Origin of the sequence: Pseudomonas sp. NPDC089918 (assembly GCF_050280605.1) — a bacterium.
In the GTDB taxonomy this organism is placed as follows: domain Bacteria; phylum Pseudomonadota; class Gammaproteobacteria; order Pseudomonadales; family Pseudomonadaceae; genus Aquipseudomonas.
Genome location: NZ_JBNNVP010000008.1, coordinates 134,689 through 159,303 on the forward strand (window position 1 = coordinate 134,689; position 24,615 = coordinate 159,303).

The 24,615-nt window shown below is 60.1% G+C and carries 25 protein-coding genes; 14 read left to right on the top strand and 11 right to left on the bottom strand.

Annotated elements, in window-relative coordinates; translation table 11 throughout:
* Nucleotides 1-148 precede the first annotated feature (148 nt).
* Nucleotides 149-394, bottom strand: a complete 246-nt coding sequence (locus ACQKPC_RS08555) for a TIGR02647 family protein (protein WP_007894898.1) — start codon at nt 392-394, stop codon at nt 149-151.
* Between the two features lie 329 nt (nt 395-723).
* Complete coding sequence (locus ACQKPC_RS08560) at nt 724-1,008, bottom strand: hypothetical protein (RefSeq protein ID WP_007894899.1); 285 nt, start codon at nt 1,006-1,008, stop codon at nt 724-726.
* Between the two features lie 125 nt (nt 1,009-1,133).
* Between ACQKPC_RS08560 and ACQKPC_RS08565 the strand changes: the two genes are divergently transcribed.
* The gene (locus ACQKPC_RS08565) at nt 1,134-1,793 is read left to right on the top strand and encodes a glutathione S-transferase (RefSeq protein WP_427624103.1); all 660 of its coding nucleotides are present in this window, start codon (nt 1,134-1,136) and stop codon (nt 1,791-1,793) included.
* 133 nt (nt 1,794-1,926) lie between these two features.
* Here ACQKPC_RS08565 and argH read toward each other — a convergent pair whose 3' ends face one another.
* Nucleotides 1,927-3,321: an argininosuccinate lyase gene (gene argH / locus ACQKPC_RS08570; RefSeq protein WP_008076102.1), complete on the bottom strand. Its 1,395-nt coding sequence runs from the start codon at nt 3,319-3,321 to the stop codon at nt 1,927-1,929.
* 461 nt (nt 3,322-3,782) lie between these two features.
* Here argH and ACQKPC_RS08575 point away from each other — a divergent pair, with 461 nt between their 5' ends.
* The 7 genes from ACQKPC_RS08575 to ACQKPC_RS08605 all read left to right on the top strand — a co-directional run bounded on the left by ACQKPC_RS08575 (nt 3,783) and on the right by ACQKPC_RS08605 (nt 10,301).
* Nucleotides 3,783-4,529, top strand: a complete 747-nt coding sequence (locus ACQKPC_RS08575; protein ID WP_007899317.1) for a LytR/AlgR family response regulator transcription factor — start codon at nt 3,783-3,785, stop codon at nt 4,527-4,529.
* A gap of 126 nt (nt 4,530-4,655) precedes the next feature.
* Complete coding sequence (hemC, locus tag ACQKPC_RS08580) at nt 4,656-5,597, top strand: hydroxymethylbilane synthase (RefSeq protein WP_427624104.1); 942 nt, start codon at nt 4,656-4,658, stop codon at nt 5,595-5,597.
* The gene (locus ACQKPC_RS08585) at nt 5,594-6,361 is read left to right on the top strand and encodes a uroporphyrinogen-III synthase (protein WP_427624106.1); all 768 of its coding nucleotides are present in this window, start codon (nt 5,594-5,596) and stop codon (nt 6,359-6,361) included. Before hemC ends, ACQKPC_RS08585 begins: the two co-directional genes overlap by 4 nt.
* A gap of 16 nt (nt 6,362-6,377) precedes the next feature.
* On the top strand, nt 6,378-7,532 hold the full coding sequence (locus tag ACQKPC_RS08590; RefSeq protein ID WP_218395390.1) for a uroporphyrinogen-III C-methyltransferase: 1,155 nt from the start codon (nt 6,378-6,380) through the stop codon (nt 7,530-7,532).
* Entirely contained in the window at nt 7,529-8,767 is a 1,239-nt protein-coding gene (locus ACQKPC_RS08595; protein WP_427624107.1) for a heme biosynthesis protein HemY, read from the top strand. The genes ACQKPC_RS08590 and ACQKPC_RS08595 overlap by 4 nt, the downstream gene beginning before the upstream one ends.
* A 344-nt stretch (nt 8,768-9,111) precedes the next feature.
* Complete coding sequence (locus tag ACQKPC_RS08600; protein WP_427624108.1) at nt 9,112-9,663, top strand: disulfide bond formation protein B; 552 nt, start codon at nt 9,112-9,114, stop codon at nt 9,661-9,663.
* Between the two features lie 179 nt (nt 9,664-9,842).
* Nucleotides 9,843-10,301 (top strand): Rsd/AlgQ family anti-sigma factor, encoded by a 459-nt coding sequence (locus ACQKPC_RS08605; protein ID WP_007899333.1) that lies wholly within the window; start codon nt 9,843-9,845, stop codon nt 10,299-10,301.
* Nucleotides 10,302-10,363: 62 nt separating this feature from the next.
* On the opposite strand, the gene ACQKPC_RS08610 is transcribed toward ACQKPC_RS08605, so the two are convergent.
* A complete protein-coding gene (locus ACQKPC_RS08610) occupies nt 10,364-11,029 on the bottom strand; it encodes an FKBP-type peptidyl-prolyl cis-trans isomerase (protein ID WP_427624110.1) in 666 nt (221 codons plus the stop codon).
* 193 nt (nt 11,030-11,222) lie between these two features.
* Here ACQKPC_RS08610 and ACQKPC_RS08615 point away from each other — a divergent pair, with 193 nt between their 5' ends.
* A complete protein-coding gene (locus ACQKPC_RS08615) occupies nt 11,223-12,332 on the top strand; it encodes an AlgP family protein (protein WP_427624111.1) in 1,110 nt (369 codons plus the stop codon).
* Here the strand turns inward: ACQKPC_RS08615 and ACQKPC_RS08620 are convergent.
* Entirely contained in the window at nt 12,329-12,793 is a 465-nt protein-coding gene (locus ACQKPC_RS08620) for a TIGR02444 family protein (RefSeq protein ID WP_427624113.1), read from the bottom strand. The two genes, ACQKPC_RS08615 and ACQKPC_RS08620, sit on opposite strands and share 4 nt — an antisense overlap.
* A gap of 50 nt (nt 12,794-12,843) precedes the next feature.
* On the opposite strand from ACQKPC_RS08620, the gene ACQKPC_RS08625 reads away from it, so the two are divergent.
* From ACQKPC_RS08625 to ACQKPC_RS08635, 3 genes are all read left to right on the top strand, one after another.
* Complete coding sequence (locus tag ACQKPC_RS08625) at nt 12,844-14,754, top strand: ATP-binding cassette domain-containing protein (protein ID WP_192345003.1); 1,911 nt, start codon at nt 12,844-12,846, stop codon at nt 14,752-14,754.
* Nucleotides 14,754-15,335, top strand: coding sequence for a mechanosensitive ion channel domain-containing protein (locus tag ACQKPC_RS08630; RefSeq protein WP_427624114.1), 582 nt, complete (start codon nt 14,754-14,756; stop codon nt 15,333-15,335). The genes ACQKPC_RS08625 and ACQKPC_RS08630 overlap by 1 nt, the downstream gene beginning before the upstream one ends.
* 254 nt (nt 15,336-15,589) lie before the next feature.
* Entirely contained in the window at nt 15,590-16,222 is a 633-nt protein-coding gene (locus ACQKPC_RS08635; RefSeq protein ID WP_008076092.1) for a LysE family transporter, read from the top strand.
* A gap of 161 nt (nt 16,223-16,383) precedes the next feature.
* Here the strand turns inward: ACQKPC_RS08635 and ACQKPC_RS08640 are convergent, their stop codons facing one another.
* From ACQKPC_RS08640 to ACQKPC_RS08660, 5 genes are all read right to left on the bottom strand, one after another.
* Complete coding sequence (locus tag ACQKPC_RS08640; RefSeq protein ID WP_427624116.1) at nt 16,384-17,127, bottom strand: penicillin-binding protein activator LpoB; 744 nt, start codon at nt 17,125-17,127, stop codon at nt 16,384-16,386.
* Nucleotides 17,128-17,130: 3 nt separating this feature from the next.
* Nucleotides 17,131-17,718 (bottom strand): penicillin-binding protein activator LpoB, encoded by a 588-nt coding sequence (lpoB, locus tag ACQKPC_RS08645; protein ID WP_123500440.1) that lies wholly within the window; start codon nt 17,716-17,718, stop codon nt 17,131-17,133.
* A gap of 39 nt (nt 17,719-17,757) precedes the next feature.
* The gene (locus tag ACQKPC_RS08650) at nt 17,758-18,129 is read right to left on the bottom strand and encodes a YcfL family protein (protein ID WP_007899347.1); all 372 of its coding nucleotides are present in this window, start codon (nt 18,127-18,129) and stop codon (nt 17,758-17,760) included.
* A gap of 15 nt (nt 18,130-18,144) precedes the next feature.
* Entirely contained in the window at nt 18,145-19,539 is a 1,395-nt protein-coding gene (locus ACQKPC_RS08655) for a COG3014 family protein (RefSeq protein WP_427624117.1), read from the bottom strand.
* A gap of 206 nt (nt 19,540-19,745) precedes the next feature.
* Nucleotides 19,746-21,146 carry a COG3014 family protein gene (locus ACQKPC_RS08660; RefSeq protein WP_427624135.1) on the bottom strand — a complete coding sequence of 467 codons (1,401 nt, stop codon included), beginning with the start codon at nt 21,144-21,146 and terminating at the stop codon, nt 19,746-19,748.
* A 153-nt stretch (nt 21,147-21,299) separates the two neighbouring features.
* Here ACQKPC_RS08660 and ACQKPC_RS08665 point away from each other — a divergent pair, with 153 nt between their 5' ends.
* Both ACQKPC_RS08665 and ACQKPC_RS08670 read left to right on the top strand, forming a co-directional pair.
* The gene (locus tag ACQKPC_RS08665) at nt 21,300-23,198 is read left to right on the top strand and encodes an FTR1 family protein (protein ID WP_427624118.1); all 1,899 of its coding nucleotides are present in this window, start codon (nt 21,300-21,302) and stop codon (nt 23,196-23,198) included.
* Between the two features lie 105 nt (nt 23,199-23,303).
* Nucleotides 23,304-23,759, top strand: a complete 456-nt coding sequence (locus ACQKPC_RS08670) for a YaiI/YqxD family protein (RefSeq protein ID WP_063342179.1) — start codon at nt 23,304-23,306, stop codon at nt 23,757-23,759.
* A 124-nt stretch (nt 23,760-23,883) separates the two neighbouring features.
* On the opposite strand, the gene elbB is transcribed toward ACQKPC_RS08670, so the two are convergent.
* Nucleotides 23,884-24,552: an isoprenoid biosynthesis glyoxalase ElbB gene (gene elbB, locus ACQKPC_RS08675; protein ID WP_008012504.1), complete on the bottom strand. Its 669-nt coding sequence runs from the start codon at nt 24,550-24,552 to the stop codon at nt 23,884-23,886.
* Nucleotides 24,553-24,615: the final 63 nt, after the last annotated feature.

Genomic DNA, 24,615 nt, shown 5'->3' on the forward strand with positions numbered 1-24,615 from the left:
TGAGGGGCAGTTTAGCGCCTCGGCCCCGGGACTTTTAAGCTGATTTTGTATTTCTGGCGTCAGGTTTCTATCACGCGGCGACAGCGGGCACCAAAGTGTGCCCGCGGAAATCCCGTGACAGAGGTTTCCGTGGGCGATGCGGTGAGGCTCAGGCTGTTTCGCGCACGGACAGAATGGTTAGAACGGTTTGCACATTTTGTGCAGCGTCACGCCCCAGGCTGGTCAGATAACCGCCATCGGGCTGGGTGATCAATTCTTTGTCGAACAGTCTTTGGGCAGCGGCAATGGCTTTCGGGGCAGCGGTCTGATGAATTTTCAAACCTTCCTGGGAACTGTCCAGGTTGAAGAGGGCGAGGATTTCCAGTTCGGCAACCAACTCAGGGGTAAGCGACATAAGGACTCCAGACTTTCTAGGAATTGGACGATAGCGCTCCTAAGGTGATCCCACTCGCGCAGCATGTCCAGTGCTCGTAACAGGGTTTTTTCGCCTTGGGGTGGTTTCCAGTTTAGTCAGCGTCTGGGGCACGGCGGTACTGATTGGTGACAATCTATGTGGGGGCGGGCTTTTGTGGCGAGGGGGTTTGCCTGTGGCGAGGGAGCTTGCTCCCGTTCGGCTGCGTAGCAGCCGCAAAGCTTTTGGGGCCGCTTCGCGACCCAGCGGGAGCAAGCTCCCTCGCCACAGGCAAGCCCCCTGGCCATAAGAGCCCCGTGACAGGGCTGGGCTTATTTCTTTTCCGGCGGCAACTCTGGCAGCGCACGCAGCGCAGTTTCGTACCATTCGGTATTGAACGCGCGGTCTTCTTCGAGGATCGCGTCGATTTCCACCGCCAACACGTGGGCCATCAGGTTGAGGATTTCCTCACGCTCGTAACCCACCAGGGTCAGCTTGTTGAAGGTCGCCTTGGCCGCTGGCGGGTTATCGCTTTCGATCTGGTTTTCGATGGCTTCGATCAGGGTGTTTTCGGCGAACTCTTCTTCGTCGATCTCGATATCAGTTGGCTCGCTCATGGCAGGCTCCTCAAGTTAAGGCGGCCAGTTTACCTGCATTCAGCGCTGTGATGCTGCTGGCAAGAAGTGCCCGGGCGTTCTATAACGGGCGCTGCCAACCCCCTGCACGGCCTGGAGGCTATGTAATGCTCAAGCTTTATGGATTTTGCGTCAGCAACTACTACAACATGGTCAAGCTGGCGTTGCTGGAGAAGGGACTGCCGTTTGAAGAGGTGCCGTTTTACCCAGGCACTACCCCCGAGACGCTAGCCATCAGCCCGCGTGGAAAGGTTCCAGTGCTGGGCGTCGAACAAGGTTTCATCAATGAAACCAGCGTGGTTCTCGAGTACCTCGAGCAGAGCCAGAAAGGCACGCCGCTGCTGTCCAGCGAGCCCTTCGAGCGAGCGCAGGCGCTGGCGTTGGCCAAGGAAATCGAGTTGTACATCGAACTGCCGGCGCGCGCCTGCTACCCCGAAGCGTTTTTCGGCATGTCTGTGCCGGAGGCGATCAAGGACAAGACCAAGACCGAGCTGCTGCTGGGGTTCGCCTCGCTGGGCAGGCATGGCAAGTTCGCCCCTTACGTGGCGGGCGACAGTCTCAGCATTGCGGATTTGTATTTTCTGTACAGCGTGCCGATGGCCTGTGCCGTGGCGCAGAAGCTGTTCGATATCGATCTGTTGGCCGGGATGCCGGCGGCCAAGGCGCTGCTGGAGCGTCTGGGGCAGAACCCGCATGTGCAGCGGATCGCAAAGGACAAGGACGCGGCGATGCCAGCGTTCCTGGAGATGATCGCGTCCAAAAAGTAGGTTTTGTAGTGCTCTGAAGTCAGTCATCGCGGGCAAGTCGAATCGTCGCACCGCCGCTCCCACAGGTTCTCTGTCTGCCATAGATTTTGGCCAGTCGGAGATCCTTGTGGGAGCGGGCTTGCCCGCGAAGCTTTTAACGGCTGGCGAGCAATGCCTGGCCGCGAGCAACAGCCTTCTTGACCTGCGCCGGCGCAGTCCCGCCGATATGGTCACGGGCATTCACCGAGCCTTCCAGGGTCAGCACGGCAAATACGTCCTGTTCGATCTGGTCGCTGAACTTGCGCAGTTCTTCCAGGCTCATTTCCGCCAGATCCTTGCCGGTGTCCACGCCATACTTCACCGCATGGCCGACGATCTCGTGGCAATCACGGAACGGCAGGCCACGGCGCACCAGGTAGTCAGCCAGATCAGTGGCGGTGGAGAAACCGCGCAGAGCCGCTTCGCGCATCATCGCGTGTTTCGGCTTGATCGCCGGGATCATGTCGGCAAAGGCTCGCAGCGAATCGCGCAGGGTGTCGGCGGCGTCGAACAGCGGCTCCTTGTCTTCCTGGTTGTCCTTGTTGTAGGCCAATGGTTGGCCTTTCATCAGGGTCAGCAAGCCCATCAATGCGCCGAATACCCGGCCAGTCTTGCCGCGAACCAGTTCCGGCACGTCCGGGTTTTTCTTTTGCGGCATGATCGAGCTGCCGGTGCAGAAACGGTCCGGCAGATCGATGAACTGGAATTGCGCGCTGGTCCACAGCACCAATTCTTCGGAGAACCGCGACAAGTGCATCATCGCGATGCTCGCGGCCGAGCAGAATTCGATAGCGAAGTCGCGATCGGACACGTTGTCCAGGGAGTTACCGCCGACCGCGTCGAAGCCCAGCAGTTGAGCGGTGTACTCGCGGTCGATCGGGTACGTGGTGCCCGCCAGCGCGGCGCTGCCCAGCGGCATGCGGTTGGTGCGCTTGCGGCAGTCGACCAGACGCTCGTAGTCGCGGCTGAGCATTTCGAACCAGGCCAGCATGTGATGCCCGAAGGTCACCGGCTGGGCGGTTTGCAGGTGAGTGAAGCCCGGCATGATGCTGGCGGCTTCGCGCTCGGCCTGCTCCAGCAAGCCTTGTTGCAGGCGGGTGATTTCGCCCAGGATCAGGTCGATCTCGTCACGCAGCCACAGACGGATGTCGGTGGCGACCTGGTCGTTACGGCTGCGGCCGGTGTGCAGCTTTTTACCGGTCACGCCGATGCGGTCGGTCAGACGCGCCTCGATGTTCATGTGTACGTCTTCAAGGTCGATGCGCCAGTCGAACTGGCCGGCCTCGATTTCACCCTGGATGGTGTTCAGGCCATCGATGATGCTGTCGCGCTCGGCATCGGTCAGCACGCCGACCTTGGCCAGCATGCTGGCGTGGGCGATCGAGCCCATGATGTCGTGGCGATACAGGCGCTGGTCGAAGGTGACGGAGGCGGTGAAGCGGGCGACGAAGGCGTCGACGGGTTCACTGAAGCGGCCGCCCCAGGACTGATTGGTCTTGTCAGTGCTCATGAATTCGCTCGTATCGGCTTGAAGAAAGATGGCGTGAAACGCTGACGCGGATAATAACAGGGTTGCCAATCCTGTCGCTGACACTGGTCGACAGGTTTTTTTCTCATCGTGCGACCCCTGCTCGAAGCAAGCGATGCGGAAATTGCACAACGATATTTCTCAATTGAGCAATATCGTCCCGGCAACCGTCTACAGTTGGACAGAGGATCAGCGCACTTCTCGATGCTGCAGCTGACTATAGAGAGAAGAGGGGTGTTCATATTGTGTATCAGCAAACCCTACGGCGATGCCTCGCCAGTGCGGGCCTGGGCCGCCAGTCACGCGGCAGATAAAAATTTAGCCGCCGGTCTCGCGGCACTTTTTGGCCCTCGCGCTAGTCTTAGCGTGGATCGCGGTGACGGACGTCACTTCACCTGTCTACGCTATCCTTGTGCGAGACTCACGCAGGAATCCAGCGCAATATGAATGTCCTGATCGTTGATGACGAACCCCTGGCCCGCGAGCGCCTGAGCCGAATGGTGGGCGAACTCGAGGGATACAATGTCCTGGAGCCCAGCGCCACGAACGGCGAAGAGGCGTTGGCACTGATCGACAGTCACAAACCGGATATCGTGCTGCTCGATATTCGCATGCCGGGCCTCGATGGCCTGCAAGTGGCTGCACGATTGTGCGAACGCGAAACCCCGCCCGCCGTGGTGTTTTGCACCGGGCCCGATGAATTTGCCGTGGAAGCCCTACAGGCCAGCGCCGTGGGCTATCTGGTGAAGCCTGTGCGCACAGAACAGTTACACGAAGCATTAAAGAAAGCCGAGCGACCCAATCGCGTCCAGCTCGCGGCCTTGACTCGCCCGGCGGCCGAAACCGGTAGCGGTCCGCGCAGCCACATCAGCGCCCGCACCCGAAAAGGCATCGAGCTGATTCCGTTGGGTCAGGTGGTCTACTTCATTGCCGACCACAAGTACGTCACCTTGCGTCATGAAGGCGGTGAAGTGCTGCTCGACGAACCACTCAAGGCTCTCGAAGACGAATTTGGCGACCGTTTCGTGCGGATCCACCGCAACGCACTGGTTGCTCGCGAACGCATCGAGCGGCTGCAACGCACGCCTTTGGGGCATTTCCAGCTGTTTCTCAAAGGCCTGAACGGCGATGCCCTGATCGTCAGTCGACGCCATGTGGCCGGCGTGCGCAAAATGATGCAACAGCTTTAGGGGCCGGATTTCTACCCTATTACCGGACATTGAGGGCCAGGGAGGCCATGCAGTTTCTGATACAAGTCAAAGCGGATTTGGCTGAGCTGTTATTATCTGCCGTATCTATTCAGTACGGATTGATCCATGTCCTCTCGCGAAATCCGCATCGCCACCCGCAAAAGTGCTCTCGCCCTGTGGCAGGCCGAATACGTCAAGGCTCGTCTGGAACAGGCCCATCCGGGCCTGCTCGTGACGCTGGTGCCTATGGTCAGTCGCGGCGACAAGCTGCTTGATTCGCCGCTGTCGAAAATCGGCGGCAAGGGCCTGTTCGTCAAGGAGCTGGAAACTGCGCTGTTGGAAAACGAAGCCGACATCGCCGTGCACTCCATGAAAGACGTGCCGATGGACTTCCCCGAAGGCCTCGGTCTGTTTTGCATCTGCGAGCGCGAAGACCCGCGCGATGCTTTTGTCTCCAATACCTACACCAGCCTGGATGAGTTGCCGTCAGGCAGCATCGTCGGCACCTCCAGCTTGCGTCGCCAGGCGCAGTTGCTGACCCGCCGCCCGGACCTGGAAATCCGCTTCCTGCGCGGCAACGTCAACACTCGCCTGGCCAAGCTCGATGCCGGCGAATACGACGCCATCATCCTCGCCGCGGCGGGTTTGATTCGCCTGGGCTTCGAAGACCGCATCACCTCGGCCATCAGTGTCGAAGACAGCCTGCCGGCCGGTGGCCAAGGCGCGGTCGGTATCGAATGCCGTAGCGCCGACACTGAAATCCATGCGCTGCTGGCGCCGCTGCATCATCAGGACACGGCCACTCGCGTTACCGCCGAACGTGCGCTCAACAAACATTTGAATGGCGGCTGCCAGGTGCCAATCGCTTGCTACGCCGTGCTTGAAGGCGAGCAAATCTGGTTGCGCGGGTTGGTGGGCGATCCGGGCGGCGGCCTGTTGCTCAGCGCCGAGGCCCGGGCGCCGCGGGCTGATGCCGAGGCATTGGGTGTGCAAGTGGCTGAAGACCTGCTGAGCCAGGGCGCCGCCGACATTCTGAAAGCAGTCTATGGCGAGGCAGGGCACGAGTGACTGGCTGGCGCCTGTTGCTGACGCGCCCTGCGGATGAATCGGCGGCGCTTGCCCGTGTGCTGGCCGACGCGGGGATTTTCAGCAGCAGCTTGCCGCTTTTGGATATCGAGCCGATTCCTGCCTCTGACACAATGCGCGAAGTGATTCAGAACCTGGAAAACTATTGCGCGGTGATCGTGGTCAGCAAACCGGCCGCCAGAATCGCTGTCAGTCTGCTCAACCAGTACTGGTCGCAACCACCGTGCCTGAAGTGGTTCAGCGTGGGCGCGGCGACGGCGCAGATTCTCGAGGATAGCGGGCTGGATGTGAGCTTCCCGGTCGACGGCGATGACAGCGAAGCCTTGCTTGCGCTTGCGCCGTTGCGCGAGGCTGTCGCCGGTCCCGATCCGCGAGTGCTGATCCTGCGCGGGGAGGGTGGACGCGAGCTGCTGGCTGAGCGTTTACGCGAGCTTGGTGCTAGTGTCGAGTATCTGGAGTTGTACCGACGCGGTTTGCCGCAGTACCCGTCGGCAACGCTGCCTGACCGGATCAAGGCGGAACGCTTGAACGGGCTGGTGGTCAGCAGTGGACAGGGTTTTGAGCACCTGCACCGATTGGCTGGCGATGCCTGGCCGAGCATGGTGCGGCTGCCGTTGTTTGTTCCAAGCCCCAGGGTCGCCGAGCTGGCACGCGCCGCCGGGGCCCAAACAGTTGTGGATTGTCGTGGCGCCAGTGCCGCGGCCTTGCTGGCGGCGTTACGGGAACACCCCGTGCCCGTTTTCTAATGCAAAGGATGGATACGTGAGCGAAACAGCCTTGCCTAAAGATGACGTCCGGCCCGTGCTTGATGCACCGGCTGATGCACCGGTTGAAACTGCGCCACCTGCTGTTGAGCAGCGCCGAGGTAATGGGTTGGCAATCGTCGCGCTGCTGTTGGGCGCGGCAGGTGTTGCCGTGGGCGGCTGGGGAGTCTGGCAGGTGCGTCACCTGCAAGCCAATAACCAGCAACAGTTGAGTCAGGTTCAGGCGCTGAACGATCAGGCCCAGAGCTTGAAGCTCAACGAACAACGCCTGACGGCTCGCCTCGAGCAAATGCCTGCTGCCGAGGAACTCGACGCGCGCAGTCGTCTGGTCACTCAACTCCAAGGCGATCAGCAACGCCTGAATCAACGTCTGGAAACCGTCCTCGGCGCGAGCCGCAAGGACTGGCGTCTGGCCGAAGCCGAGCACTTGCTGCGCCTGGCCAGCCTGCGTCTGTCGGCATTGCAGGACATCAGCAGCGCCCAGGCTCTGGTGCAAGGCGCCGACGAAATTCTTCGTGAACAGAACGACCCCGGGGCTTTCGCTGCTCGCGAGCAAGTGGCCAAAACCCTGGTGGCCCTGCGCAGTACCGAACAGCCGGATCGCACCGGGTTGTTCCTGCGACTGGGTGCCTTGCGCGATCAGGTGATCAACCTCACCGAGCTGGCGCCTGAGTACAAGGATCGTGGCGAATCCCTGCTGGGCCTGACCGCTGATGGCGACGGCGCCAGTCGCTGGGCGCAATGGTGGGATCAGATCTCTCGTTATATCCGCATCGATTTCAACGCCGACAAGAATGTCCGGCCGTTGCTGGCAGGGCAGAGCTTGAGCCAGGTGCGTCTGGCCCTGAGCCTGGCGCTGGAGCAGGCGCAATGGGCCGCGCTCAATGGCCAGGCCGCGGTTTACACACAAGCGCTGGCCGAAGCGCGGGACGTGCTCAAGAGCAACTTCAACCCGGACAACCCTCAGAGCAAAGTCATGCTGGAGCAGGTGGCCGAGTTGAGCAAGCAGCCAGTCACGGTGATCACGCCAGATCTGACGGGCACGTTGAGTACGGTCCAGGCCTATCTTGAGCGGCGCAACGTCAACGCCGAGGAGTCGGTGAAACCTCTGGCCAAACCTGCCGCGAGCACGACGCAGGAGGCCATGCCATGAAGCGCCTCTATGTGATCGTGTTCGTGGTCATCGCGGCGGCTGCCGCGCTGGGGCTGGCGATTGCCGAGCATTCTGGCTATGTGCTGATCGCCTACAAAACTTTCCGTTACGAATCGAGCCTGTGGGCAACCCTCGCCCTGGTGGCCGTGCTTTGGCTGGTGTTCTGGGGCATCAAGGCACTGATCGAGCTGGTGACGACTTCCGGTGGAGTGGTCAATCCATGGTCCCGGCGCAATCGCAGTCGGCGGGTGCAAGTGGCGATAGAACACGGTCAGCTGGATTTGGCCGAGGGCCGCTGGGCCAGTGCGCAGCGTCATTTGTATCGCGCAGCGGAAGCCGAGCGCCAGCCGCTGCTCTACTACCTCGGTGCTGCCCGCGCCGCGAACGAACAAGGTCACTACGAGGAAAGCGACAACCTGCTGGAGCGCGCCCTCGAGCGGCAGCCCCAGGCCGAGCTGGCGATTGCCTTGAACCATGCCCAGTTGCAGACTGACCGCGGCGACACTGAAGGCGCGCTGGTAACCCTGCAAGCCATGCACGAGCGTCACCCTCATAATGTCCAGACCCTGCGCCAGTTGCAGCGCCTGCTTCAGCAGCGGGGCGACTGGTCGGCAGTGATTCGCTTGTTGCCGGAGTTACGCAAGGACAAGGTATTGCCACCGGCCGAACTGGCTGAGCTGGAGCGCCGTGCCTGGGGTGAAAATCTTTCGTTGGCGGCGCAGCGGGAAGAGGACGGAACGGTCGGTTTGCAATCACTCAATCGCGCCTGGCAGCAACTCACCGCCGCTCAGCGCCAGGAACCGCAACTGGTGCTGGCCTATGCCGAGCAATTGCGGCAACTAGGGGCACAGGTCGAGGCCGAGGAGGTCCTGTGTGCAGCCCTCAAGCGCAAATACGACAGCCATCTGGCACGCCTTTACGGACTGGTTCGCGGCAGCGATCCGGCCAGGCAACTGCACACCGCCGAGGGTTGGCTCAAGGATCATCCCGCCGACCCGAGCTTGCTGCTGACGTTGGGCCGTTTGTGCCTGCAAAGCAGTCTGTGGGGCAAGGCCCGGGATTATCTGGAGAGCAGCCTGCGCGTGCAGCGCAACCCTGAAGCCTGCGCCGAGCTGGCGCGGTTGCTGGCGCAACTGGGTGACACCGAACGCAGTAATCAGCTGTTCCAGGAGGGCTTGGGTCTATTGGATGAGCGTTTGCTGGCGGCACCGCTGCCAGTGCCGGCTCACGCCTGATTCCCGCCCCTGTAGCAGCTGGCGCAGCCTGCGTTCGGCTGCGCAGCAGTCGCAAAATCAGACGCCGCAGTTTGATCAGGCGGGCACGTTAAACTTATGACGACTGCTTCGCAGCCGAACGCAGCCTTCGGCAGCGGCTACAGGGCGGGAATCGCTTCGAACCCGCCATTGTTTCAGCGTTGTAATCCTTCGCCGGCAAAGTCCTACAGAGGACTACATCAAATCCTCTCGATGCTGTCGGGAATTCCCTACACTTCTGGTGAAGTGTCCGTGGGGGCCTGCCTTGAAAGGCTGCTGCGCTTTCCTCTACCGTAACCGCCTGTCTCTACTGTTACGGAAAAGCCATGTCTTTGGCCTGCTCACGCTCCTTGTTTTTCATGGTTTTCATTGCAGGTGCCCTGGCCTTGGGCGTTTCCTATCACCTGGAATATGTGGTCGGCCTCAAGCCTTGCGGGTTGTGCCTGTTGCAGCGGGTTTGCCTGGCGCTGCTGACGGGTGTCTGCCTGACGGCTTCGGTGCAGGGGCCTGGACGCTTTGGATCCTTCCTGTATTGGTTGCTGGGTCTGTTCTGCAGTCTGGCGGGCACCATCACGGCGTGGCGGCAGGTGGTGTTGCAGAGCGATCCGGTGCATCAGTTATCGACATGTTCGCCTGATCTGGCCGATCTGTTCGCCAGTACGCCCTGGCTTTGTGTCGTGCAGCGAATGTTCAAAGGAACCGCCGATTGCGCGGAAATTTCCTGGACGCTGTTCGACCTGAGCATCCCGGAATGGAGTTTGCTGTTCTTCGTTGCGATGATGATTCTGGGCGGGTATCAGTTGCTGCGCCTTGTCTGGATCGCGTGTCAGCGACCGCTCAGCGGCGAGTCGTCGCACCGGGCATTGGCGGGTGATTAAACACTTGTATGAACTTTATCTCCTGCGTACCTTGAAGCCATAGGCGCGCGGGCATAATCTGGCCCGCACGTGTCATTGGATTTATGTTGCTCGAATGACGCTCTGCCTGGTCGATTCTTGATCTTCAAGTGTGCGACAGGTGTAGAGCAGCATGACCCACAAGGGAAGAGAGAATCACCATGCTCGAAAGTTGTCAGAATGCTCAGGAACGTTGGGGTGGAGTGCATCTGCTGATCGATCGCTGGTTGCAGGAGCGTCACGAACTGGTTCGGGCCTATGACGCTCTCGGCGCCAAGCCCGAAGCTTTGGGCGAGAACCGAAAACCGTTGCAGGAATTCTGCGGTGTGCTGGTCGACTACGTGTCTGCCGGGCATTTCGAGATCTACGAACAGCTGACGGGCGAAGCCAAGGCGTTCGGTGATACTCGTGGTCTGGAGTTGGCCGAGACAATTTACCCGCGCATCGACGTCATCACCGAGAAGCTGCTGGCGTTCAACGACCTGTGTGATGCCGGCAAGTGTGTCGCGGAGAAATTCAAGGAGCTGGGTGGCTTGTTGCACGAACGCTTCGAACTGGAAGATTGCCTGATCGAAGTGCTGCACACTGCTCACAAGGAAGAGGATTCGGTTCAAGCCTGAACCTTATCCAGCAACACCCTCAAAACGGTGCGCAAATGCGCGCCGTTTTTCGTTTCCGGTTTTCAGCTTTTAGCACCGCGCAATTCGACCTCGAATACCAGCGGCGTGAATGGCGCAATCAGGTCGCCGGCACCGTCGGCACCATAGGCTTGGGCCGATGGGATCACCAGGCGCCATTTCGCGCCGACCGGCATGTTTTGCAGCGCACTGCGCCAACCCGTGATCACACTATCCAGACTGAACCACTGCGCCTCGCTGTTTTGGTCGAACACTGAGCCGTCAGGCAGGCGTCCGATATACAGCACCTGGACCTTGCCATTCGGACCGGCCTTGGCACCGGTGCCCGGCACCAACTCTGTTAGCAATATTCCATCGGCCAGTTCGCGAACGCCGGGTTTGGCTTTTTCTTCAACGAGAAACCGTCGCTCGTTTTCCAATGCCAATTCGCTTTGCGGCACAGGCGACTGCATGGCAATCCGGGCTTCATGCTCAGCCAGAATCTGTTCGATCCGCTCATCTTTCAGTGCCAGCGGCTTGCCTTGATAGGCCTGTTGCAAACCTTCGAGCAGGGCCTGAAGTTGCAGGTCCGGAACTTCCTGGCGCAAGCGTTCGCCAAGGCTTGCGCCCAAGCTGTAAGCGAGATCGTGAGTGTCATTTGCGGCGGTTTTTTCGGCGGCTTGTGCCACAGAAAAAACCACGCACAACGATAAAAAAAGGTAGCGCGACATGGGCACTCTCCGACCTGAGATGCGCAGGATTATGCCAGTGTGAATGCGTTCAAAGGTGAACTGGTTTTGCGCAAGCACAGAACATTTTTACTTCGTTGCAACGTAGTGCTTTCGATACTGTCAACATGCCCTAGCGGCGGTTGCAGCAGAGGTCTAGTATGAGCCGCATTCACGTCAGCCAGGAGGTAAAACCATGTCGGCCACCAAGAAGCCAGTAAATACTCCGTTGCACTTACTCCAACAACTCTCGGGCAGCCTGCTCGAGCATTTGGAAAACGCTTGTTCCCAAGCCTTGGCTGATGCTGAAAAACTGCTCGCCAAACTGGAGAAGCAACGCGGAAAAGCGCAAGAGAAATTGCACAAGTCCCGTACCAAATTGCAGGACGCTGCGGCGGCCGGCAAGGCCAAGGCACAAGCCAAAGCCAAGGGTGCGGTGAAGGAGCTTGAGGACTTGCTCGATGCCCTCAAGGATCGTCAATCCGAAACGCGCAGCTACATTCTGCAACTCAAGCGCGATGCTCAAGAAAGCCTGAAACTGGCCCAGGGCGTCGGTCGTGTACAAGAGGCTGTCGGCAAGGCGTTGTCCCTGCGTTCGGCCAAGCCTGCTGCGGCTCCTGCCAAGAAAGCCGCTGCCAAACCGGCTGCTGCAAAAGCACCGGCCAAGTCTGCTGCCAAACCGGCTGCCAAAGCACCGGTGAAAGCCGCAGCAAAACCTGCCGCTAAACCTGCGGCGAAAACAACTGTCGCTGCAAGGGCTGCAAAACCGGCTGCCAAACCTGCCGCTGCGAAACCTGCTGCCAAGCCAGCCGCTGCCAAAACAGCTGCCGCTAAACCGGCTGCAAGAACCGCTGCTGCTAAACCCGCGGTGGCGAAAACTGCAGCGGCGAAAGCAGCTGCCAAACCGGCCGCAAAACCAGCTGCAAAAACTGCCGCTGCGAAACCTGCTGCCAAGCCAGCCGCGAAATCAGTCGCGACTAAAACAGCTGCCAAGCCAGCTGCAAAAGCTGCAGCCAAACCGGCTGCCAAAACTGCTGCTGCAAAACCTGCTGCAGCCAAGCCAACCACTGCTGCAAAACCTGCCGCAGCGAAACCAGCAGCCAAACCTGCCGCTACCAAACCGGCTGCTAAACCCGCGGTGAAAAAACCGGTTGCCGCCAAGCCGGCCACCGCGCCAGTTGCCAAGCCAACCAACCCGGCTCCGGCAGCAACGTCTGCTTTAGCAGCAGCCACCTCGACAGCCACGCCAGCGCCAACGCCGGCCGCCGCATCGATCGCAGCAACCACCCCAACCAGCGCTTCCTAAGTGCTGCTTACCGCGACGCGCAGCTGATGCAGCGCGTCGCGGTCCAGGTTGGCGGCACCCGCCGCCACACCTTCGAGCCAGGCCGTTCGTTCGGTCTCCTCATACTGCGGCCAACTCTGTGCCAATCGTTCCAGCCGTGACAGCAGATGTCGTTCGGCTTCCATCTCCAGTGACTTTACCTGTCCGCGCAAATCATTCAGCCCGGCATCCTCGCTAGCGGCGGCTTTCCATTGCAGGCGCAAGGCGCGCAACGGTTGCACGACATCCGCGTCCCAAGGCCCGGCTACATCGCGAAGCAGCTGCAAGCGTTGTTTGTTGCAGGTAACTCCACGCTCTTCCAGCCACAACCCGCACAGCAGCAGGCACACATTCACGCCTGCCGACTGCAATTGCAGGCACGCACGCTCTACCCCGCGACGGGAGTAAGTGATAACGGAAAAGCTCCACAGGTCAGAGGACATAGTGCTACTCGCGCCAGTTGCGAGCGAAGCTGGTAGACTCCGCCGCCATTATGATTCGACTTCAGAACCTCACTTTACAGCGTGGCCCGCAACGTCTGCTAGAAGACGCCGAGCTGACCCTGCACGCCGGCCACAAAGCCGGCCTCATCGGTGCCAACGGCGCCGGCAAATCGAGCCTGTTCGCCTTGATTCGTGGCGAACTGCACCCGGACTCGGGTGACTGCTTCTTGCCGGCCGACTGGCGCATCGCCCACATGCGCCAGGAAATCGAGACACTCGAACGCCTGGCGGTCGACTACGTGCTCGATGGCGACCTGCGCCTGCGCGAGGTGCAACGCGACCTCGCCGCAGCCGAAGCGGCCCATGACGGTGCCGCTCAGGCCCGCCTGCACTCGGAACTCGACAGCGCCGACGGCTACACCGCCGATGCCCGGGCTCGAAAGCTGCTGGCCGGCCTTGGGTTCACCAACGAGCAGATGGATCGGCAAGTAGGAGATTTCTCCGGTGGCTGGCGGATGCGTCTGAATCTGGCGCAGGCTTTGATGTGCCCTTCGGACCTGTTGCTACTCGACGAACCGACCAACCACTTGGACCTCGACGCCATCATCTGGCTCGAAGAGTGGCTTAAAAGCTACCCCGGCACCTTGCTGCTGATTTCCCACGACCGGGACTTCCTTGATGCCGTGGTCGATCACGTAGCCCACGTCGATCAACGCAAGATCACCCTGTATCGCGGTGGTTACAGCGCCTTCGAACGCGCCCGTGCCGAACGTCTGGCCCAGCAGCAACAGGCCTACGAGAAGCAACAGGCGCAACGTGCGCACATGGAAAGCTACATCGCCCGCTTCAAGGCCCAGGCCACCAAGGCCCGTCAGGCCCAGAGCCGGATCAAGGCACTGGAGCGGATGGAAGAGCTATCCGCCGCCCACGTCGATTCGCCGTTCGACTTCGTCTTCCGCGAGTCGACGAAAATTTCCAGCCCGCTGATCGACCTGTCGGATGCTCGACTGGGTTACGGCGACAAAGCCGTGCTGGAGAAGGTCAAGCTGCAACTGACCCCCGGCGCGCGGATCGGTTTGCTCGGCCCGAACGGCGCGGGTAAATCGACCCTGATCAAAAACCTCGCCGGTGAGCTTGAGCCGTTGGCCGGTCGCCTGACGCGCGGTGAAAACACCGTCGTTGGCTACTTCGCCCAGCATCAGCTGGATTCTCTCGACTCCAAAGCCAGCCCGTTGCTGCACTTGCAGCGCCTGGCGCCGACCGAGCGTGAGCAGACCCTGCGCGACTTCCTCGGAGGGTTCGACTTCCGCGGCGCGCGTATCGATGAGCCGGTACTGAATTTCTCCGGCGGTGAGAAGGCGCGTCTGGCCCTGGCATTGATCGCTTGGGATCGACCGAACCTGTTGCTGCTCGACGAACCGACCAACCACCTGGACCTGGAAATGCGTCTGGCGCTGACCATGGCCCTGCAGGAATTCAGTGGCGCGGTACTGGTGGTCTCACACGATCGCCATCTGCTCAAAAGCACTACTGACAATTTCTATCTGGTGGCCGACGGCAAGGTCGAGGAGTTCGACGGCGATCTGGAAGACTACGCCCGTTGGCTGGTCGAATACCGTCAACGCAATGCCCCGGTCAGCAATACCCCGGTCAATCCGGACAAGACCGACAAGAAGGCCCAGCGCCAGGCTGCCGCTGCGTTGCGTCAGCAATTGGCACCGCACAAGCGTGAGGCTGACAAGCTTGAAGCCGAGCTGGGCAAGCTGCACGAGAAACTGGCAAAGATCGATGCCAGCCTTGGCGACAGCGACATTTACGAGCCGATGCGCAAGAACGATTTGCGTGATCTGCTGGCTGAACAAGCCAAGCTGAAGGTGCGTGAAGCCGAACTGGAAGAAGCCTGGATGGAAGCGCTGGAACTGCTGGAAAGCATGCAGGCGGAGCTGGAGGCACTGTCCTGATGGAAGCCTTCAAGCTGCCGTTGCCGGCTGTGTGGGGCGAGCCGCTCTGGCTGGTTGTGCAAATTCTGCTGATCCTGCTGGCCGGTTATGTCGCCCAGCGTGTTGTCGCTAAATGCCTGACTCGCCTGGGCGAACGCTATCCGTTTCCGCCGCAGTTTTTCATGCCGCTGCGCGGTGGTTTGCGTTGGCTGATAATGGGCAGTGCGCTGATTTTCGTGCTGGAACGCCTTGGTGTGTCGGCCACGGTGCTCTGGACGGCGTTGTCCGGTTTCGTTGCGGTGGCCGCCGTGGCGTTTTTCGCCATGTGGAGCGTGCTGTCCAACCTGCTATGCGCAATTCTGATCTTCACCGTCGGCCCGTTCCGCATCGGCGATGTGGTCGAATTGGTGGATACCACCGACAAGCCCGGCGTCAAAGGTCGGGTGGTGGCGATCAATCTGCTCTACACCACGCTGATCGAAGCCGAAGAACTCGGCACCGGCAGTGCCATGGTGCAAGTGCCCAATAGCCTGTTCTTCCAGCGCTCGGTTCGACGCTGGCGTGGGACGGATGTGTTCCCTTCGAGCGGGTTTGAAAAGTAAGCCTTCTGTTGTCTGACACACCGCCATCGCGGGCAAGCCCGCTCCCACAGGGTTTCGGGCTGATCACAAACCTGTAATCCGACCCCAAAAAACTGTGGGAGCGGGCTTGCCCGCGATGGTGGTGTGTCAGACGATGGGCCCTTCAAGCCGCAAACGCTGGTCGGCAGTTGCCATGTCCTACAAAAAATCGGTAGTCATCGGCCCAAAGGCGCATTAGCTTAGACGTCTGTCATGAGTCTGAATCGAGGTGTGCGATGCTGCTTCAAACATGGCTGGCGTTTTTTGCCGCCTGCTGGGTGATCAGTCTTTCTCCCGGTGCCGGCGCCATTGCGTCGATGTCCAGCGGTTTGCGCTATGGGTTCTGGCGCGGTTACTGGAACGCCCTGGGCCTGCAACTGGGCCTGGCCTTGCAGATCGCGATTGTCGCTGCCGGTGTGGGTGCGATCCTCGCGGCCTCCGCCACGGCTTTCTATGCGATCAAATGGTTTGGCGTGGCCTACCTGGTCTACCTCGCGGTCAAACAATGGCGCGCGCTGCCCAATGACATGAGCGACGACGCCGCCATCCGGCAGATCGGCAAGCCGATGGCGCTGGTGTTCCGTGGCTTTCTGGTGAACGTCAGCAACCCCAAGGCCTTGGTGTTCATGCTCGCGGTGCTGCCGCAATTCATCGACCCCCACGCGCCGCTGGTGGCCCAGTATCTGATTCTCGGCGTGACCATGATCTGCGTCGACCTGATCGTCATGGCCGGCTACACCGGACTGGCGGCGAAGGTGCTGCGTTTGTTGCGCACACCCAAGCAGCAAAAACGCATGAACCGCACGTTTGCCGGGCTGTTCATTGGCGCGGCGGCGTTCATGGCGACCCTGCGCAAAGCGGCGGTGTAAAACCTTCAGGTACAAAAAAGGCGACCTCTTCAGGTCGCCTGATCGTTCCCATGCTCTGCGTGGGAATGCCTCAACGGACGCTCCGCGTTCGGCTCTTTGGGACGCAGAGCGTCCCTGCCTGCTGCATTCCCACGCGGAGCGTGGGAACGATCAGAGCCTACTCAGCGCAGAATCACCGGCGCCGTATCCTGCGGCAGGTTATTGCGCAGCGGCGCTTGCCCCGGCTGCTCGTAGCCACCGCCACCGAGCTGTTGGCTCAGTTGCGCAGCCACATCCTCACCCAGCGCCTTGGACACGTCACGTACCACCCGTGGGCGGTTCAGCGAAATCTTGATATCCCGGCCATTCACCAGTTTGGTGTCCTGACCTTCGCCCATCGCCGTGAAGGCCGAGGTGATCTCAAAGGTCTTGGTGTTGATCAGGCTGAAGTCCGCCACCAGCGTCAGCCCCAGCACCGCCGAATAGCTGTCGGTGTTGGCCAGCTCGTTCATGTCGCGGGTGAAGTCGATGTCTGACACGGTGCCGAACAGCACGTAGTCGGCACCCTTGAAGCTACCGGCCTTGATCCGCTTGATCACGTCATACACGTCACCTTTGGACGATGCTGTGTAAGGCGTGCCCTGCACCAGCTGGAACATGCCGGTGCGCAGAATCTCGCCCTTAATGTCGCCGGTGAATTTACGCAGCTCGCCTTGCTCGATGTAGCTGCTGGTTGCTTCGTACTCTTCGTAACTGGATGAACCACTGGCGCCGTAATAGCTCTGGCTGTGGTTGCTCTGGGCCGAAACAGTGTGGACGTATTGTTCCACCCGTTCCTGATACGCCAGGTCTGCTACTGCGACTTTCGGGGCCGCTTGCACGCTGAACGCGCAAGCCAGGGCCATCATGCCAATCCATGTGCGCATCGATTAACGCTCCGTGGTTTTGCGGATCTCTTTTTCGTCCATCCACTCGGCCAGACCGCTTTCAACGTCGATCAACTGCAGGCTGAATTTGTAGAAGACGTCCTTGTAATCGCTGCTGCGCTTGACGATCGAGCTGATCGAACCTTCAAGACGATATTGGGCAGCGATCATGTTGCCCGTCTTGGCCACGGTGCTTTTCTTGTACAAACCGCTCTGGTTTTGCAGCTTGAGCTGGTCAACCTGGCTTTGCATGGCGGTGTTGTCGCTGGCGAAGCGGGCAGTGCCGGACTTCATCAGTTGGGTCTTGATGCTGGTGGTGATTTCGCGGGTATCGATGTACTCGCTGGTCTTGTTCTTCACGTCGTAGACCTGAACCACCGGACGGCCTTGCAGGATGCCGGACTGGGCCAGGGAGCGGGTCATGGATTCGGCGATCATCTGCAGGTCGGTGGAACCGAACTCGTTGGTCACGGTTTCCACGGCCTTGGTGTCACCGTAGCTGATGTTTTTGCTGCCCAGCGTTGGCGAAGTGTTGGCGCAACCGCTTGCCAGGAGGGCAATGACGGCGATGAACGAAAAGCGTGCAAACATGGGAATGCTCTCTAAAACTGAACGAATAGGGTGTCGGGCTTAAGGCGTTTTGATTTCGAGACGGAAATCCACGGCTTTGGCGGTTGGCGCAATCGCCTGAATGAAACTGGTCTGCTCGCCGTACATCATCTGGCTTTTCCAGGTTTCCTCTTCGGCAACCGGGAAGCCTTCAGGGCCGAGCCAGGCAAAACGGTAGTAGAAGGTCTTGTTGTTGTAGCTGGTATTGCTCAGCTGCGCATTGACCGTCATGAAGCCATTTTCCCGGGCCACGCGCATGGCGCCGACCACGATGTTCTTGAGCTTGCCCATGGCCACGACCTTGCTGGCAGCGCTGCCTGGCTCTGGCGGTGGCGGGGTGGCGCAGCCGGCCAGCAAGGCCAGGGCGACGACAGCGATGAATTTGAAACGCATGCAAAGACTCCGTTCTTAAGGTTGTTTGAGGCTGGCGACGGCGGTCGGGTTGGCGCTCGGGATCACGTGTGCGGCCAGGCCGTTGGCGAATACCTGGTTGCCCACGGCGCGCAGGGTGATGACCTGAAAGCGCTGATCAACGATGACCTTGACCACCGAGCCGCCCACGGCGCTTGGCAGCGTGACGTGGTGCTCGCCTTTCTTCAAGCGCAGACGCACCACCTGAGTGTTGTCCGGCAGCGTACGCCATGTACGAGTATCGGCACCTTCGAGTACGGCTGAAGTAATACCGACTGCAAGACCTGCCAGCGGGTTGGTTTCGTTGATCTGCTTCTGTGCCACACCACGGGTGATCGCCCGCACGGTGGTGCGCAGGATGATGCCTGGCATGTCATCACGCAGCGCGCGACGGGACATGGCAGTGGTGCTGTTGAGTTGCGTCAGGTCCAACTGCTGACCGTCCACGCCGATTTGGGCGAACACGGCGGTGGAGGTATCCGGCTTGATGATCGGGAACGACAGCGGCGTGATCACCACGTTGTTACTGATCGGCAACGGCAACGGAATGCGGATCGAATCGCGGGCCGGTGCCAGACCGCTTTGCACGACGATCAGGATGTCGCTGTCTTCGTCCTTGGCCGGTTTGTCGAGATTCACCAGTGCCTGTTCCAGCAGCGGCGTGTTCGGGCGCAGTTCGACGGCCTTGCGATAACCCGGCGCCGCCAGTTCTTTCTCGCCCAGGGCTTCATAAACGAAGCCTGCCAGGTAATGGCTGAACGCACTCTGGTAGCTGTTTTTCAGGCTGACCACTTCCGGCGCGTCGAGGCTCGCCACCGGGTAACCCTGAAGATCCTTGTACTGGGTTTTGACGCCTTCTTTCTCGGCTTGTTCTTCGCTCTTGAGGTATTCCTTGTCACGCAGGTCGGCGATCACTGCTTCACGTTCGTGTGTCTTCTTGATCGCGGTGCGCGCGCCATCGAAGTCATTCACCGCCAGCAGGTTGAGGGCCATCTGCGTGGTCAGCATGACTTTTTCGTAGTCGTAGCCTTCGTAGCGACGAACCTTGTCGTTGACCAGGAAGCTGCCGAACTGAGCCAGGTATTTGTCGGTGTCGAGCTTGACCGCGTCTTCCCACTTGCCCACCACCTGATCGGCGCTGGTCCAGGCGTTCTGGCTGCCGGACAAGTCGCCCTTGGCGCGCAGCAGTTCACCTTTCTCGAAGTAATAGAGCAGGTCTTTGTCTTTGCTGGTGTTGTTCTTTTCCAGCAGGGTCAAGGCGGCGTCGACGTTGCCGGAGACCAGTTGCTGGTTGGTTTGTGCAAGTTCCGAATCGTAGTTACGAAAGGCCGAGCAGCCGGAAAGCAGAGTGACAGCGCTGAGCGCGATCAAAGTGGGGGCGCGGAATGCCATAAGGGGTACGTCTTCCCTGAATATAAGCAGCCGCGTGCGGGTCGGGCTGTTGGGACCTATCGGCAGGGAGACTGGCGTCCTGCCAATTCCTCATAAAAAGAGGAGCTTAAATGCCGTATCGCAATAACGACGGCGCGGCATTATAAACAGGGATGCTGGCTATGTAATGGCTTTTTAATTACATGTTTTCACAAATGTGCCATTACTTATTTCAGACCGGATACCACACTACTTTCAGGCGCAACGGCAGGTTCGAAAGCCACTCCGTTGCTGTAAACCCGCTCGCCCAGCGCTCGCAGGCCTATGACCTGATGGTTCTGCTCGATGCGGACTTTCAGGGGCGCGGCGCCCGGCGCGTTGGGCAGGCTGATCAGGTGCTCGCCTTTTTTCAGGCGCAGGCGCGCCACCAGGGTGATGTTGGACAACGTGCGCCAGGTTCGGGTGTCCGCGTGCTCAAAGCCATCGTGCTGCGTCACGTAAGAGGCTTTGCTCGGGTCGCGTCGGTTGTCTGTAGCCTGAACAGAAGCAGCCAGGTAGGCGCGATGCGCGGTGCGCTGAATGATGCCCGGCATATCGTCGCGCAGCGTGCGCAAAGACATGTCGGTGATGCTGTTAACAAGGGTCAGTTGCTGTTTGCGACCGCCGATCGTCATCTGTGTGAACGCCGGGGTCGACGTGTCGGGAACCATCACCGGAAACGACACGTTGGCGACGATCACCTGATTGTCTTCCAGGCGCACCGGGTAGGGGACACGAACCGAGCTGCGCGCCGGAGCCAGGCCGCTTTGCACGATGATTAGCACATCACTTTCATTTGCCTTGGCTGCGGGTTTGTCGAGTTCGCGCAATGCCTGCTCGAAGAAGGGCAGGTCGGGTCGCAACTCGATGGCCTGGCGATAACCCGGGGCGGCAAGATCACGCTCACCCAGCGCTTCATACGTAAACCCGGCCAGGTAGTGACTGAATGCACTCTGATAGCCGTTTTTCAGCGCGATCACGGCGGGCGCATCGAGGGTCATCACGGGATAGCCCTGGAGATCCTTGTAGTGCACGCGAACGCCCTGAGCCTTGGCTTCTTCTTCAAGTCGCTCGTATTCCTTTTCCCGCTGACGGGCAATCAGTGCTTCACGTTCGTGGGTTTTCTTGATGTCGGCGCGAGCACCGTCGAAGTCATTCACGGCCAACTGGTTCAGGGCCATCTGCGTGGTCAGCATGACTTTTTCGTAGTCGTAGCCATCGTAGCGCCGCAGTTTGTCATTGATGATGCTGCCCCAATGATCGCCCATCGCGGACAAGAGTTGTGTGCCAGCAGACTCGACGGTGTCCTGGCGCTGGATCACCATTTGCTCTGCACTGCGCCAGGCAACCTGGCTTTGCGGCAGCGCACCACCGGCACTCAGGACTGCACCTTTTTCGAAGTAGTAGAGCAGATCCCGTTCTTCTGACGGATTGTGCAGCTCCAGCAGTTGGAGAGCGCCCTGCGGATTTCCGGCTTTCAACTGGGCGGTCGTTTGCTCCAGTTCCAGGTCGTAGTCGCGATAGGCGGCGCAACCAGTCAGTTGCAGGGCAAGGCTTAACAGCAGTGAGAAAAACAGGTGTGAACGCATGGACACGTTGATTCTTCCCTGAACGAAACCGGCGGAGGTGGCAATTAGCCGCTGAATTTATACGCAGCTACGCAGGAAATACCAACAAAGCTTGAGTGAAACTCATTGGGAGTGAACAATGTGTTACTTCGTATTTCCATTTGAGATTTATTCATGATTGCCTCCTCTCGTTTTCTGGCGTGGCTCGTGCTGCCGGTGATCGCGTTCTGCAGCTTCAATGTGCTGGCCGAAACCGCGGAAGGTGCGCCCAAGGCCCTGCATTTGCTCGATTACATTGGCGCCGATTACCCAGCGACGGTCGAGGCGGGCAAGGTCATCGATGAGTCTGAATACCGCGAACAGCAGGAATTCCTCAAGGTGCTACAAGGTTTGATCGCCGATTTGCCGGCCAAACCCGAACGCGCAGAGCTGGAGCAGGGCGTCGGCAGCCTTGGCGCTGCCATCGCCGCTCGCAAGGACGGCGCGGATGTTGCCCGTCAGGCGCGGCAGCTGGGGGCAAAACTGGCGGTGACCTATGAGGTCAGCCAAGCCCCGGTTATCACTCCAGACCCGACTCGCGGCGCGCCGCTGTATACCCAGCAATGCTCGGTGTGCCATGGCGATGCGGGCGCCGGTGACGGTCCGGCGGGTGTCGGCATGACGCCACCGCCGGCCAATCTGCGCGATGCCGTGCGACTGGACCGTCTGAGCCTCTATGCGATCTACAACACGTTGAGCATGGGCGTTGAAGGCACCGACATGCCGGCCTTCGCCGATCAGTTGGATGATCGTCAACGTTGGGACCTGGCGACCTATATCGCCAGCTTCAGCGCCGATCCGGCTGCGGCCAAATCCGAGAAAACCTACAACATCGCCGACCTGGCACGTCAGACGCCAGCCGAAGTGCAGGCCGCTGAAGGTCCGCAAGCGGCCGCCATTTTCCGAGCGCAACGAGCGCAACCGCCGCAGGTCAAGCGTGGTCCGGGGCAGTTGCTTGATTACACGGCGACCACCCTGGACAAGAGCATCGCCGCCTACCGCGCTGGCGATCACGATCAGGCCTACGACCTGTCGGTGGCCGCGTACCTGGAAGGCTTCGAGCTGGTCGAAAGCTCTCTGGACAACGTCGACGCCAACGTGCGCAAAGACACCGAAAAATCCCTGATGGCGTACCGTCAGTCGTTGCAGGACGGCTTGCCGGTGGCCCAGGCCGAGCAGCGCCTGGAAGCGGCCAAAGCCAAGTTGAAAGAGTCCGCTGGCCTGCTGGGCAGTGATGGCTTGAGCTGGTCGCTGAGCTACATTTCCGGTCTGTTGATTCTGCTGCGTGAAGGTCTGGAAGCGATTCTGGTGCTCGCGGCGATCCTCGCATTCCTGCGCAATACCGGTCAGCAATCGGCGGTACGCAGCGTCAACATCGGTTGGGGCCTGGCACTGCTGGCCGGGCTGGCGACCTGGGCGGTTGCGGCTTATGTGATCGACGTCAGCGGCGCCCAGCGTGAACTGCTGGAAGGCGCGACGGCGTTGTTTGCCAGTGTCATGGTGCTCTGGCTCGGCGTGTGGATGCACGACCGTCGCCACGCAGCGGCCTGGCAGGATTACATCAAGAGCAGCCTGGTGAGTGGTGGCGGGCGTTTCGGCTTTGCGATCCTGGCGTTCTTCTCGGTTTATCGCGAGCTGTTCGAAGTGATCCTGTTTTACGAAACCCTGTGGTTGCAGGCCGGGCCGGCAGGACACAACGCCGTAATGGCGGGCGGGGCGACGGCGCTGGTATTGCTGATCGGCCTGGCCTGGGTGATTCTGCGCGGCTCGGCGAAACTGCCGCTGGCGTTGTTCTTCGGCATCAATGCCGGGTTGTTGTGCGCATTGTCGGTGGTGTTTGCCGGTCATGGCGTGAAGGCGTTGCAGGAGGCCGGGATCTTCGGCACGCGGCCGGTGCCGTTCTTTGACTTCGACTGGCTAGGGATCCACGCTGATGCGTATTCCCTGAGTGCTCAGGCTGTGGCGATCATTGCGATCATTGTGTTGTATAGCCGTAGCCGGATGGCCGAGAAGCGGCGGGTGTCGGTTTCCTGAAGCATTCGCTACGCTCATAATCGCGGGCAAGCCCGCTCCCACAGGTTCAGCGCTAACCTTGTGGGAGCGGGCTTGCCCGCGATGCTTTTCAATAGAGGAAACACTATGCGCGTGTGGATCGATGCTGATGCCTGCCCTCGGGCAGCCAAGGATCTGGTGGTGAAGTTCGCCCTCAAGCGCCAGTTCGAAGTGGTGCTGGTGGCCGGCCAGCCGCAAATCAAACCGGGCCTCGCGCTGGTGAAGTTGATCGTAGTACCCAGCGGCCCGGATGCCGCTGACGATTACCTGGTGGAACACGCGGCGCCGGGTGAGCTGGTAATTTGCAGCGATGTGCCGCTGGCGGACCGGTTGGTGAAGAAAGGCGTGGCGGCGCTGGATCCGCGGGGCAAAGAGTTCGATGCGCAGAACATGGGCGATCGACTGGCGGTGCGTAATCTGTTCACCGATCTGCGCGAGCAGGGCCAGATGAGCGGCGGACCGGCGCCGTTTGGCGAGCGCGAGAAGCAGGCATTCGCCAATGCGCTGGACCGGATACTTACGCGGTTGTCGCGCAAGTCTTGAGCAAATGATCGTTCCCACGCTCCGCGTGGGAATACCTCAATGGACGCTCTGCGTCCGCTTTGGGACGCAGAGCGTCCCGGGCTGCATTCCCACGCGGAGCGTGGGAATGATCATCTTGCTTCTTTTACTCGTCGTTTTCGTGGGTCAGTTCCAGCACGCGGTCGACCAGTTTATTGATGCCGGAAGCAGCCTCGCTGATTGATTGCGCCAGCATGTACGCCGGAGTGCTCACCAGTTTGCGCGCCTTGTCTTCGACGATGTCGGTCACCGCGCACTCGGCATGGGTGGCGCCCATTTTGTTCATCGCTGCGGCGGTATCGGCATCGTTGCCGATGGTGCAGGTCACGCCCGGGCCGTAGATCTTGGCCGCCAGGGCCGGCGAGATGCAGATCAGCCCCACCGGTTTGCCGGCCTCGGCGAACGCTTCGGTCAGCGCCAGGACGTCAGGTTGAACGCTGCAACCGGCACCTTCGACGGCAAAGTTCGACAGGTTCTTGGCCGACCCGAATCCGCCGGGAACAATCAGCGCATCGAAGTCTTCGACGCTGGCTTCACGGATATCCTTGATGTTGCCCCGGGCGATCCGGGCTGATTCCACCAGCACGTTGCGCGCCTCGGGCATTTCTTCGCCGGTCAGGTGGTTGATGACATGCAACTGCGCGATATCGGGTGCGAAACACTGCACCTGGGCGCCGCGCTGGTCCAGCCGCAGCAGGGTGATCACGCTTTCGTGGATCTCGGCGCCGTCGTACACGCCGCAGCCGGAAAGGATCACTGCAATTTTTTTGCTCATGGGCTTTTCTCCAGATTCATGGCGTTAAATGTCCACTAATTTGTCACTCGTTGCCATAGGGTT